This is a genomic window from Streptomyces mesophilus, from assembly GCF_011044995.1.
Lineage (GTDB): Bacteria > Actinomycetota > Actinomycetes > Streptomycetales > Streptomycetaceae > Streptomyces > Streptomyces mesophilus.
Genome location: NZ_JAAKZW010000010.1, coordinates 45,158 through 57,176, shown reverse-complemented (window position 1 = coordinate 57,176; position 12,019 = coordinate 45,158). Strand labels below are relative to the sequence as shown.

10 protein-coding genes are annotated in these 12,019 nt (G+C 69.3%); 5 read left to right on the top strand and 5 right to left on the bottom strand.

Features of this window, described 5'->3' with window-relative positions; all coding sequences use genetic code 11:
• Window positions 1-109: 109 nt before the first annotated feature.
• The gene (rdgB, locus tag G6045_RS05655; protein WP_165330686.1) at window positions 110-712 is read right to left on the bottom strand and encodes an RdgB/HAM1 family non-canonical purine NTP pyrophosphatase; all 603 of its coding nucleotides are present in this window, start codon (window positions 710-712) and stop codon (window positions 110-112) included.
• Window positions 713-824: 112 nt separating this feature from the next.
• Window positions 825-1,520, bottom strand: a complete 696-nt coding sequence (locus G6045_RS05650) for an SRPBCC family protein (RefSeq protein ID WP_165330685.1) — start codon at window positions 1,518-1,520, stop codon at window positions 825-827.
• Window positions 1,521-1,704: 184 nt separating this feature from the next.
• Between G6045_RS05650 and G6045_RS05645 the strand changes: the two genes are divergently transcribed.
• Entirely contained in the window at window positions 1,705-2,856 is a 1,152-nt protein-coding gene (locus G6045_RS05645) for an alkaline phosphatase PhoX (RefSeq protein WP_165330684.1), read from the top strand.
• 222 nt (window positions 2,857-3,078) lie between these two features.
• Here the strand turns inward: G6045_RS05645 and ppdK are convergent, their stop codons facing one another.
• Window positions 3,079-5,790: a pyruvate, phosphate dikinase gene (gene ppdK, locus G6045_RS05640; RefSeq protein WP_165330683.1), complete on the bottom strand. Its 2,712-nt coding sequence runs from the start codon at window positions 5,788-5,790 to the stop codon at window positions 3,079-3,081.
• A gap of 374 nt (window positions 5,791-6,164) precedes the next feature.
• A complete protein-coding gene (gene dusB / locus G6045_RS05635; protein WP_165330682.1) occupies window positions 6,165-7,307 on the bottom strand; it encodes a tRNA dihydrouridine synthase DusB in 1,143 nt (380 codons plus the stop codon).
• 65 nt (window positions 7,308-7,372) lie between these two features.
• Between dusB and G6045_RS05630 the strand changes: the two genes are divergently transcribed.
• Both G6045_RS05630 and G6045_RS05625 read left to right on the top strand, forming a co-directional pair.
• Window positions 7,373-8,872, top strand: a complete 1,500-nt coding sequence (locus G6045_RS05630) for an MFS transporter (RefSeq protein WP_165330681.1) — start codon at window positions 7,373-7,375, stop codon at window positions 8,870-8,872.
• Between the two features lie 57 nt (window positions 8,873-8,929).
• Window positions 8,930-9,796 carry an alpha/beta fold hydrolase gene (locus G6045_RS05625; protein ID WP_165330680.1) on the top strand — a complete coding sequence of 289 codons (867 nt, stop codon included), beginning with the start codon at window positions 8,930-8,932 and terminating at the stop codon, window positions 9,794-9,796.
• A gap of 71 nt (window positions 9,797-9,867) precedes the next feature.
• Here G6045_RS05625 and G6045_RS05620 read toward each other — a convergent pair whose 3' ends face one another.
• A complete protein-coding gene (locus G6045_RS05620) occupies window positions 9,868-10,077 on the bottom strand; it encodes a DUF6243 family protein (protein ID WP_165330679.1) in 210 nt (69 codons plus the stop codon).
• A 241-nt stretch (window positions 10,078-10,318) separates the two neighbouring features.
• On the opposite strand from G6045_RS05620, the gene G6045_RS05615 reads away from it, so the two are divergent.
• Together G6045_RS05615 and G6045_RS05610 are read left to right on the top strand one after the other, a co-directional pair.
• A complete protein-coding gene (locus tag G6045_RS05615; RefSeq protein WP_165330678.1) occupies window positions 10,319-11,323 on the top strand; it encodes an aldo/keto reductase in 1,005 nt (334 codons plus the stop codon).
• Between the two features lie 26 nt (window positions 11,324-11,349).
• Window positions 11,350-11,946, top strand: coding sequence for a TetR family transcriptional regulator (locus G6045_RS05610; protein WP_165330677.1), 597 nt, complete (start codon window positions 11,350-11,352; stop codon window positions 11,944-11,946).
• The last annotated feature ends 73 nt before the right edge of the window (window positions 11,947-12,019 follow it).

The following is a 12,019-nucleotide window of genomic DNA, read 5'->3' as shown; positions in this document are numbered from 1 at the left end:
GGACACAGCGGGACAGGCATGACAAAAGACCCCTGAATCGGCGCGATTCGGGGGTCTTTCGTCCGTACTGGGCGCCAGTTGGGCGCCCGGGGCTACCGGTTGGCGAAGGTCAGTCCAGCAGTTCCTTCACCACCGGCACCAGGGCCCGGAACGCCACGCCCCGGTGGCTGATCGCGTTCTTCTCCGCGGCCGTCAGCTGCGCGCACGTCCGCGTCTCACCGTCCGGCTGCAGGATCGGGTCATAGCCGAAGCCGCCGTCACCGGCCGGCTCGTGGCGGAGCACTCCGCGCAGCCGACCTTCGACGACGCGCTCCGTACCGTCCGGCAGCGCGAGGGCCGCGGCGCAGGCGAAGTGGGCGGCGCGGTGGGGTGCGTCGATGTCGGAGAGCTGGGCGAGGAGGAGGTCGAGGTTCGCCTTGTCGTCGCCGTGCCGTCCGGCCCAGCGGGCGGAGAAGATGCCGGGCGCTCCGCCGAGCACGTCCACGCAGAGGCCGGAGTCGTCGGCGACGGCGGGCAGTCCGGTGGCCTGGGCGAGGGCGTGCGCCTTGAGCAGCGCGTTCTCGGCGAAGGTGACGCCGGTTTCCTTGACGTCCGGGATCTCGGGGTAGGCGTCGGCACCGACGAGCTCGTGCGCGAGCCCGGCATCGGCGAGGATCGCACGCAGCTCGGTGATCTTTCCGGCGTTGCGGGTGGCGAGGATGAGGCGGGTCATGGGGCGATTATGGCTTCCCCTTCAGCCCCGCCGGGAAGGGGCGGGGGAGAGCGGCCCGCCGCAGGCGCCACCCACCCGCACCCGGCAACGGGACCGCACCCGCACGGGAGCCTCAGCCCACCTCGAGGACCCGCTTCAGCTCCCCCAGCCGCTCCCGCCAGAACTCCTTGTACGCCACCACCGCATCCGCGTCCGCCAGCTTGTGGTGCCCGAGGGTGATCTGGGTCTTCTGCGGGCCCTTGACCGTCAGGAAGACGGAGATACGGCTGGCCCCGCCGTCCCAGTCGGCGGTGAGGGACTTGCCGGCGCGGTGGGTGCGCAGCGTCAGGTCGGCGTCCGGGAGCCAGCGGCGCCGGACCGCCTCGTCCACGAAGGCCTCCGTGACGCGCTCGGCCGGCACGTTCACGGTCTTGTTGCCGGAGGCCTCCCAGGTGCCGTCGCAGGACTGGCCGACCTCGCGCATCCCCCGTTCCTGCTCGTAGCCGACGGTGATCGACTGGGCGTGCCAGCCGTTCACGCCGTGCTCCTCGCGCAGATGCCGGGCGATGTCGGTGTGGCCGCGCTGGTGCGCGCCCCACTTGTCGAGCACGGCGAACCAGCCGACCCAGTCCTTGCCGGTGGACTCGCTCAGGACGGCTGCCGACAGCTTCTCGGTGATCTTCTTGCCGGCGCCGGCGCCGGTGGCGGTGCGGGGGCCGGTAGCGGTGCGGGAGCCAGCGCCGGTACCGGCGCCCTTGCCGGTACCGGCACCCCGACCGGTGCCTGCACCCCGACCGACGCCTGCGCCCGTGCTCTTCCCGGTACTCATGGGGCCGACGGTAGGCCGGGTGCCCGCGCCGGGCAAACGTGCGCCCGGGGCCGCGCACGCAAACCTGCTCCGACCCTTCGCTCCTTGTTCATGTACAGACAACGCAGCCCGCCTAGGTTCTCGAACCGCGCGACCCCGTCGCCGTACCCGGCGCGCGGGGTGACCCCCACCACCTGGAGTGACAGTGGAACGTCGGACCTTCCTGCGCGGCGCGGTCATCGGCAGCTCGGCGGCCGCCTTCGGCGGCACGCTGTGGCGCGGCGCCGCCTTCGCCGACCCCGCACAGCCCGGCACCGGCCCGTACGGCGCACTCGGCACGGCGGACGCCAACGGGATCCAGCTGCCCGCGGGGTTCAGCAGCAGAGTGATCGCCCGTTCCGGGCAGAAAGTCGGCTCCACCTCGTACACCTGGCACAACGCCCCGGACGGCGGCGCCTGTTACGCGGACGGCTCGGGCTGGATCTACGTCTCCAACTCGGAGATCAGTCCGAGTGGCGGCGCGGGCGCGGTCAAGTTCTCCGCGACCGGCGCGATCACGGGTGCGTACCGCATCCTCTCCAACACCCGCACCAACTGCGCCGGCGGCAAGACTCCGTGGAACACCTGGCTCTCCTGCGAGGAGGTCGACCGCGGGTACGTCTACGAGACGGACCCCTGGGGTGTGAAGGCGGCGGTCCGGCGGGACGCGATGGGGCGCTTCAAGCACGAGGCCGCCGCCGCCGACCCCGTACGCAGGACGATCTACCTCACCGAGGACGTATCCGACGGCTGCTTCTACCGCTTCACGCCCACCACTTGGGGCGATCTCTCGGCCGGAAAGCTGGAGGTCCTGAAGATGGGCTCGGGGACGAGCGGTCCGGTGACCTGGGCCCAGGTGCCGGACCCGAGCGGCGCCACCGCCACCCGCGGCCAGGTCTCCGGCGCCAAGCGCTTCAACGGCGGAGAGGGCTGCTACTACGCGGACGACACCTGCTGGTTCACGACCAAGGGTGACAACCGCGTGTGGCAGTACAACGCGGCCGCCTCCACCCTCGAACTCGCCTATGACGACTCGCTGGTGAGCGGCCCGCCGCTGACCGGGGTCGACAACGTGACGGGGACCGCGTCCGGCGATCTGTTCATCGCGGAGGACGGCGGGAACATGGAGATCTGCATGATCACGCCGGACGAGGTCGTCGCCCCGTTCCTCAGGATCACCGGCCAGTCGGGCTCCGAGATCACCGGCCCGGCGTTCTCGCCCGACGGCACGCGTCTGTACTTCTCCAGCCAGCGCGGTACGAGCGGCAGTTCCTCGGGCGGGATCACGTACGAGGTGACGGGACCCTTCCGGAGCTAGAGGGCCCCAGGCCCGCCTCGCGCAGCGCGCAGGCGTGCCGGGCGGCGGAAGCCGGTGACACCCCGGCCCCGCGGGCGAGTTCACCGGTCGTACAGGCCCCGGACGCGGAGAAGGGGGCGCCCCCGCACAGGGCGCCCCCTTCCTCCACAAGCCGGGGCCGGCGACGAACCGGTGAGGGTGTGTCAGGGCATGACCCGCCGACGACCCCGGTGTTCAACGCGGTCAGCGGCTGTCGCTGCCCAGCGAGGCCGCCGCCGCACGGCCGGCCTCGAGACGCGCGACCGGGATACGGAACGGCGAGCAGGACACGTAGTCGAGCCCCACCTCGTGGAAGAAGTGCACCGACTCCGGGTCACCGCCGTGCTCGCCGCAGACGCCCAGCTTGAGGTCGGGGCGGGTCTTGCGGCCCTGCTCGACGGCGTACTTCACGAGCGTGCCGACGCCGTCCCTGTCGATGGTCTCGAACGGCGAGACCCCGAAGATGCCCTTCTCCAGGTACGCGGTGAAGAAGCTGGCCTCGACGTCGTCGCGGCTGAAGCCCCACACGGTCTGGGTGAGGTCGTTCGTGCCGAACGAGAAGAACTGGGCGGCCTCCGCGATCTGGCCGGCCGTGAGCGCGGCCCGCGGCAGCTCGATCATCGTGCCGATGGTCAGCTTGAGGTCGATGCCGGTGGCGGCCTCGATCTCGGCGATCACCTGGTCCGCCTCGTCCTTGACGATCTCCAGCTCCTGGACGGTGCCCACCAGCGGAATCATGATCTCGGCCCGCGGGTCGCCCTTGGCGGCCTTGCGCTCGGCGGCGGCCTCGGCGATGGCCCGTACCTGCATGGTGAACAGGCCGGGGATGACCAGGCCGAGGCGTACGCCGCGCAGACCCAGCATCGGGTTCTGCTCGTGCAGCTTGTGCACGGCCTGGAGCAGGCGCAGGTCGTTCTCGTTGGCGTCCTTGCGGGACTCGGCGAGCGCGACGCGAACGGAGAGCTCGGTGATGTCGGGCAGGAACTCGTGCAGCGGCGGGTCGAGCAGACGCACCGTCACGGGGAGTCCGTCCATCGCCTCGAAGAGCTCGACGAAGTCCTTCTTCTGCAGCGGAAGCAGCTCCTTGAGCGCTTCCTCCCGCTCGTCGTCGGTGTCGGCGAGGATCAGCTTCTCGACCATCTCGCGGCGCTCACCGAGGAACATGTGCTCGGTACGGCACAGGCCGATGCCCTGCGCGCCGAAGCGGCGGGCGCGCAGCGCGTCCTCGGCGTTGTCGGCGTTGGCGCGCACCCGCAGGCGGCGCTTGCCGTCGGCGAAGGACATGATGCGGTGCACGGCGGCGACCAGCTCGCCGGCCTCCTCGGCACCGGCGTGCATCCGGCCCTCGAAGTACTCGACGACGGGCGAGGGCACGACGGGCACCTCACCGAGGTAGACCTTGCCGGACGAGCCGTCGATCGAGACGACGTCGCCCTCCTCGATGACCACACCGCCCGGCGCGGTCATCCGCCGCCGCTTGGTGTCGACTTCGAGCTCCTCGGCGCCGCAGACACAGGTCTTGCCCATGCCGCGGGCGACGACGGCGGCGTGCGAGGTCTTGCCGCCGCGCGAGGTCAGGATGCCCTCGGCGGCGATCATGCCGTCGAGGTCGTCGGGGTTGGTCTCGCGGCGGATCAGGATGACCTTCTCGCCCGAACGCGACCACTTGATCGCGGTGTACGAGTCGAAGACGGCCTTGCCGACCGCCGCGCCCGGCGAGGCGGCGATACCGCGGGCGAGCTTCTCGATCTTGGCGTCTTCGTCGAAGCGCGGGAACATCAGCTGCGCGAGCTGGGCGCCGTTGACGCGCTGCAGCGCCTCGGCCTCGTCGATCAGGCCCTGGTCGACGAGCTGCGTGGCGATACGGAACGCGGCCGCGGCCGTGCGCTTGCCGACACGGGTCTGCAGCATCCACAGCTGGCCGCGCTCGATGGTGAACTCGATGTCGCACAGGTCCTTGTAGTGCGTCTCGAGCGTCTCCATGATCTGCATCAACTGGTCGTACGACTTCTTGTCGATGTTCTCGAGATCCGCGAGCGGCACGGTGTTGCGGATACCGGCGACGACGTCCTCGCCCTGCGCGTTCTGCAGGTAGTCGCCGTACACGCCCTGGTGGCCCGAGGCCGGGTCGCGGGTGAAGGCGACGCCGGTGCCGGAGTCGGGGCCGAGGTTGCCGAAGACCATCGAGCAGACGTTGACCGCGGTGCCGAGGTCGCCCGGGATGCGCTCCTGGCGGCGGTAGAGCTTGGCGCGGTCGCCGTTCCAAGAGTCGAAGACCGCGGTGATGGCGAGATCCATCTGCTCGCGCGGGTCCTGCGGGAAGTCACGGCCCGCGTCGGTCTTGACGATCTTCTTGAACTGCTTGACCAGCTTCTGCAGTTCGGGGGCGTCGAGGTCGGTGTCGACCGTGACCTTCTTGGCCTTCTTGGCCGCTTCGAGTGCGTCCTCGAAGAGCTCGCCGTCCACGCCGAGCACGGTCTTGCCGAACATCTGGATGAGGCGGCGGTAGGAGTCCCACGCGAAGCGCTCGTCGCCGGACTGCTTCGCGAGGCCCTTCACGGAGGCGTCCGAGAGGCCGATGTTGAGGACGGTGTCCATCATTCCGGGCATCGAGAACTTGGCGCCCGAGCGTACGGATACAAGGAGCGGATCGTCGGCCTGGCCGAGCTTCTTGCCCATCTTCCGCTCGAGGGCGTCGAGGTGCTCACTGACCTCTTCGCGCAGCTCAGCGGGCTCCGTGCCACTGTCGAGGTAGACCTTGCAGGCCTCGGTGGTGATCGTGAAGCCCGGAGGGACCGGCAGACCGAGATTGGTCATCTCGGCGAGGTTGGCGCCCTTTCCGCCGAGGAGGTCCTTGAGGTCCCTGTTGCCCTCGGTGAAGTCGTAGACGAACTTCTGCTTCTTGTTTTCCGACACGGGTCTCGACTCCTCGAGGCTCGGTGGCTGCCCTGACGTCGAGGAACATACCCAGATCGAAGGCGTCTGAGGAGATACACCTGAGCGCCTTACGGCCGTAACCACCCGTCCGCCAGCAGATCGAAAGTGACCCTTCGGTAGGCGAAGTTTTCATCCCCCGAAGGGAGCTTGACCTCATCGAGAATGATCGCGCTCACCTGAGCGAGATCTGAAGCATTTGAGTTCAAGTCTTGAACGCAAAAAGGGTGGCACCCCGTGCCACCCTGCATGCTCCGAACACCTTCAAGATCCGCTCATGTGAGCAGTAGGCTTCTCAAGGTGGCGAGAATCACTCGACGATCGATCATCAATCAGCGCCGATACGGACCGGCTTCTCAGCCCCCGGACGTATCCAGCTCCGCCTCTTCGCTCACACCCGCGCAGTCGTACGGGTCCTTGAGCCAGCCGTCCGGCAGCACGACCCGGTTGTTGCCCGACGTACGGCCGCGCGGGCCGTCCGCGCCGACCGGCCAGGCCTGGTCCAGGTCCAGCTCGTCGAGCCCGCCCCGCAGCTCCTCCAGGGAGGACGTGATCGCGAGCCGCTTGCGCATCTCGGAGCCGACCGCGAAGCCCTTGAGGTACCAGGCCACGTGCTTGCGGAAGTCGATGACACCGCGTGCCTCATCGCCGATCCACTCGCCGAGCAGCGTCGCGTGCCGCACCATCACTTCCGCGACCTCTCGAAGCGAAGGGGCCGCGGGCGCCTGGGTGCCCTCGAAGATGCCGACCAGGTCCCCGAAGAGCCATGGCCGCCCGAGGCAGCCGCGTCCCACGACCACGCCGTCGCAGCCGGTCTCGCGCATCATGCGGACCGCGTCCTCGGCGGACCAGATGTCGCCGTTGCCGAGCACCGGGATCTCCGGCACGTGCTCCTTCAGGCGGGCGATCGCGGACCAGTCCGCCGTACCGCCGTAGTGCTGCGCCGCCGTGCGCCCGTGCAGCGCGATCGCCGTGACGCCTTCCTCGACCGCGATACGGCCCGCGTCGAGATAGGTGATGTGGTCGTCGTCGATGCCCTTGCGCATCTTCATCGTGACCGGCAGATCGCCGGCGCCGCTGACGGCCTCGCGCAGGATCGCGCGCAGCAGATGACGCTTGTACGGGAGGGCCGAACCGCCGCCCTTGCGCGTGACCTTGGGGACCGGGCAGCCGAAGTTGAGGTCGATGTGGTCGGCCAGGTCCTCCTCCGCGATCATGCGGACGGCCTTGCCGACGGTCGCCGGGTCCACTCCGTACAGCTGGATCGAGCGAGGCTTCTCGGTCTCGTCGAAGTGGATCAGCTGCATGGTCTTCTCGTTGCGCTCGACCAGGGCGCGCGTCGTGATCATCTCGCTGACGAACAGCCCCTTGCCGCCGGAGAACTCACGGCACAGGGTGCGGAACGGAGCGTTGGTGATGCCGGCCATGGGTGCGAGCACCACGGGGGGCTGTACGACATGCGGGCCGACGGTGAGCGGGGAGAAAGAGTGCTGCGGCATCCCGCCATTGTCGCGTACGCGGACCACCGGCGGACAGGGTCTTTAGTTAGGCGTACTTTTGATGGATGCCGTTGCCTGACCCCGCCGCGTCGTCGTCCGCATCCGACCGCGCCCTCGAGCCCCTGACCCACCGCCGGCGCATGCTGATCCTCGCGATCTGCTGTATGAGCCTGCTGATCGTCAGCCTCGACAACACCGTTCTGAACGTGGCCCTGCCGTCCATGCGCAAGGAGCTCGACGCGGACGTGGCGGGCATGCAGTGGACGATCGACGCGTACACCCTGGTCCTCGCCTCGCTCCTGATGCTGGCCGGCTCGACGGCGGACCGGATCGGGCGGCGCAAGGTCTTCATGACCGGGCTCGTGCTCTTCACGATCGGCTCGGTGCTCTGCTCGCTCGCGCCGAACCTGGAATCACTGATCGCGTTCCGGATGGTGCAGGCCGTGGGCGGTTCGATGCTCAACCCGGTGGCGATGTCGATCATCACCAACACCTTCACCGAGCCCAAGGAGCGTGCCCGCGCCATCGGCGTCTGGGGCGCGGTCGTCGGTATCTCGATGGCGGCCGGACCGCTGGTCGGCGGGCTGCTCGTCGACACGGTCGGCTGGCGCTCGATCTTCTGGGTCAACCTGCCGGTCGGTCTCGCCGCCCTGGTCCTGACACTGCGCTACGTGCCCGAGTCCCGCGCACCCAAGCCCCGGCGCCCCGATCCCGTGGGCCAGGTCCTGGTGATCGCGCTGCTCGGCTCCGTCACGTACGCGATCATCGAGACGCCCGCGAAGGGCTGGCTCTCGGCGGAGATCCTCGTCTTCAGCGCGGTGGCCGTCTGCGCGCTGGTCTCTCTGGTCCGGTACGAGCGCAGGCGGGACGAGCCGCTGATCGATCTGCGGTTCTTCCGCAGCGCGCCGTTCAGCGGGGCGACCGTGATCGCGGTGAGCGCCTTCGCCGCGCTCGCGGGCTTCCTCTTCCTGTCGACGCTCTATCTCCAGGACGTACGCGGGCTCGACGCCCTGCACGCCGGACTGTGGATGCTGCCGATGGCGGCGATGTGCTTCGTCTGCGCGCCGGTCTCCGGGCGGCTCGTGGGCAGCCGGGGGCCGCGGATCTCCTTGCTGGTGGCGGGAGTCGCGATGACCGTGAGCGGGGTGCTGTTCGCGGCCTTCGAGGCGGAGACCTCGAACACCACGCTCGTCATCGGATACGTGATCTTCGGTATCGGCTTCGGCTTCGTCAACGCCCCCATCACCAACACCGCCGTCTCCGGTATGCCCCGCGCCCAGGCGGGCGTGGCCGCCGCGGTGGCCTCGACCAGCCGTCAGGTGGGCGGAACGCTCGGCGTCGCGGTGATCGGTGCGGTGCTCGCGGCGGGGATGGCGTCGTCCGCGTCCTCCTCCACGCATTTCGTCGAGGCGAGCAAGCCGGCCTGGTGGATCATCGCGGGCTGCGGCCTGAGCGTCCTGGTGGTCGGCGCGATGACGAGCGGCCGGTGGGCGCGCGGGACGGCGGTGCGTACGGCGGAGCGGCTGGAGCACACGGAGGCGGCGGAGGCATCGGTCAAGGTGTGACGCCGAGCGGGCGGCGGCCCGGACCCTTTCGGTACGCCTGTGAAAAAATAGGGAGGCATGCGACACCTCACCACCTCGGTCGACGGGATAGCTACCTTCTACCGGGAAACAGGCCCCCAGGACGCACCCGTAGTGCTGCTGCCGCACGGCTACCCCGGGTCGTCCTTCGTGTACCGGCATCTGATGGCCGCGCTGGGCGACCGATGGCGGCTGATCGCCCCGGACCTGCCCGGGTTCGGCTACAGCGCCACTCCCACACCGGAGGAGTTCGGCTACACCTTCGACGCCTACGCCGACTTCCTGTTCGACTTCACCCAAAGCCTCGGCCTGAAGCGCTACGCGATCTGGCTGCACGACTACGGCTCCCAGTTCGGACTCCGGCTCGCGATGCGCGAACCGGACCGCGTGGCGGGACTGATCATCCAGAACGGCGACATCTACGAGGACGCGTTCGGGCCCAAGTACGACGCCCTTCGGCAGTTCTGGGCCCATCCGGGCCCCGAGTCGCGCCGCGGGATCGCCGCCCACGTCAGTTTGGAGGGCTTCCGCGACGAGTTCGCCGGCGAGCTACCCGACCACGTCGCGGACCGGATTCCACCCGATCTGTGGACGCTGCACTGGGCGCTCATGCAGAGCCCCGAACGCGTGGCGAACCTGGTCCGGCTCCTGGAGGACCAGCCGAGCACCCTTGCCTGGTTCGGCCGTCAGCGGGCCTATCTGCGTGAGCACCGGCCCGAGACGCTCATCGTGTGGGGGCCGCACGACGGGTACATGCCCGAAGCCGCAGCCCGCGCCTATCACCGCGACCTCCCCGAGGCGGAGCTGCACCTGCTCGACGGAGGCCACTGGCTGCTCGAAACCCACCTCGACGAGGTGGTCCCGCTGGTCCGTGGATTCCTCGATCGCGTGCTGCCCCCGCCATGACGTAAAACAGGTGACGGCAACAGCAACGGCCCGCAACTCCCTGGGAGTTGCGGGCCGCCGGCTTGCCTGGGTCAGCTGTTCTCGGTGCCTTCCTGCTGCGCGTCATCGGTCTTCGACGCGCCCTGCGCACGTTCCTGCATCTTGCGTACGAGGTCCTGCTTGAGCTCCTCGGCCGTCTTGCGGTCGTTCGCGCGCGAGGTCGCGGATCCGGCGTCGTTCGTACGGGACAGCTTCTTGCGCTGCCCGCCCACGCCGAGCAGGTTGTTCCGGCTCTTGGCCACGGGTGATTCCCATCAGGTGAGAGAGATGAAGGTTTTTTGGGCGGCGGGGTCGTGCCCGCCGGATCTCACTCGTAGATCGGGAGGTGAAAGTACATGGGGGCGACGGTACCGGAGCGTGCGTGGCGGTTGCACCGGAATTGCCGCGCGCTGACAGATGACAGCTGACAGATATTGAAATCTGTCAGCTGTTGGGTCAAGCTGGTGACAGCACCGCATCGCACGACATCCGAAGGAGCCCCTCATGCGCACCACCACGCTCGGCACCACCGGCCCCCGTACCTCCGCTCTCGGCCTCGGCTGCATGGGCATGTCCGCCCTGTACGGGGACGCCGACCGCGCCGAGTCCCTCGCCACGATCCACGCCGCGCTCGAAGCGGGCGTCACGCTGCTCGACACCGGCGACTTCTACGGCATGGGCCACAACGAACTGCTGATCAACGAGGCACTGCGCACCGCACCCGCCGCCCATCGCGAACAGGCGCTCACCAGCGTCAAGTTCGGCGCCCTGCGCACCGTCGAGGGCGGCTTCACCGGTTACGACGGCCGGCCGAACGCGGTCAAGAACTTCGCCGCGTACTCGCTCCAGCGCCTGGGCACCGACCACATCGACATCTACCGGATCGCCCGCGTCGACCCCGACGTACCGATCGAGGAGACGGTCGGCGCGATCGCCGAGCTGGTGGAGGCCGGGCACGTACGGCATATCGGCCTCTCGGAGGTCGGCGCCGAGACCCTGCGCCGGGCGGCCGCCGTCGCGCCGATCTCCGACCTGCAGATCGAGTACTCCCTCATCACCCGCGGCATCGAGGCGGAGATCCTGCCGACGGCCCGCGAGCTGGGCATCGGCATCACCGCGTACGGAGTCCTGTCCCGCGGACTGATCTCCGGCCACTTCACGCGCGACCGCAAGCTCGCCGCGAACGACTTCCGCGGGATGAGCCCCCGCTTCCAGGGCGAGAACCTGGACCGCAACCTCGATCTGGTCGACGCCCTGCGCAAGATCGCCCAGCAGAAGGGCGTCACGGTCGCGCAGACCGCGATCGCCTGGGTCTCGGCCCAGGGCGAGGACATCGTCCCGCTCGTCGGCGCCCGCACCCGCGAGCGGCTGAACGAATCCCTCGGCGCTCTCGACGTGACGCTGGACGCGGCGGACCTGAGCGCCATCGCCGAAGCCGTCCCGGCCGACGCGGCCGCGGGCGAGCGCTACCCGGCCCAGCAGATGGCACACCTCGACAGCGAGCGCTGACAGGACCCCCGGGTACGGTTCCCTCCATGGCCACCGAAACGCTGACCGCCGAGCGCATCCTCGCCGCCACCGAGGACGTGCTGCGCCTGTACGGACCCGCCAAGGCGACCGTCGTGGACGTGGCCCGCGCGCTCGGCGTCAGCCACGGCAGCGTGTACCGCCATTTCCGTACGAAGGCGGCGCTGCGCGAGGCGGTGACGAAGCGGTGGCTCGACCGGACCACGGCAGAGCTGAGCCGGATCGTCGCCGACGGGTCGCGCAGCGCCGAGGACCGGCTGGCGCTCTGGAACGTGGCGCTGTTCACCGCCAAGCGCAAGAAGGCGGGGGCCGACCCGCAGCTGTTCGCCACGTACGAGGTGCTGCTGCGCGAGAACAGCGGGGTGGTGGACGAGCACATCACCGAACTCGTCGGCCAGTTGGTGCGGATCGTTCAGGACGGTGTGGACGCGGGAGATTTCACGCCGGTCGAGGGGGACGTCGAGGCCACGGCCCGCGCGGTGTTCGACGCGACGATCCGCTTCCACGATCCCGTATACGCGGCCGAGTGGTCCAAGCCCGGGATCGAGGCCGAGATGGATGCCCTCCTGGCCCTCCTCGTGAACGGCCTCAAGCGCCGCCCGTAGCCGGACCCGCGCGCCGGAATCTAGGAGTGCGTTCAGGTCTTGGCAAGACATGCGGCAGATGTTGTCGCAGGAC

Excerpts from the sequence above, each read along its gene's own strand:
- rdgB (WP_165330686.1), bottom strand. The coding sequence starts at position 712 with ATGACCCGCCTCATCCTCGCCACCCGCAACGCCGGAAAGATCACCGAG.
- G6045_RS05650 (WP_165330685.1), bottom strand. The coding sequence starts at position 1,520 with ATGAGTACCGGGAAGAGCACGGGCGCAGGCGTCGGTCGGGGTGCAGGC.
- dusB (WP_165330682.1), bottom strand. The coding sequence starts at position 7,307 with ATGCCGCAGCACTCTTTCTCCCCGCTCACCGTCGGCCCGCATGTCGTA.
- G6045_RS05630 (WP_165330681.1), top strand. The coding sequence starts at position 7,373 with ATGCCGTTGCCTGACCCCGCCGCGTCGTCGTCCGCATCCGACCGCGCC.
- G6045_RS05625 (WP_165330680.1), top strand. The coding sequence starts at position 8,930 with ATGCGACACCTCACCACCTCGGTCGACGGGATAGCTACCTTCTACCGG.
- G6045_RS05615 (WP_165330678.1), top strand. The coding sequence starts at position 10,319 with ATGCGCACCACCACGCTCGGCACCACCGGCCCCCGTACCTCCGCTCTC.
- G6045_RS05610 (WP_165330677.1), top strand. The coding sequence starts at position 11,350 with ATGGCCACCGAAACGCTGACCGCCGAGCGCATCCTCGCCGCCACCGAG.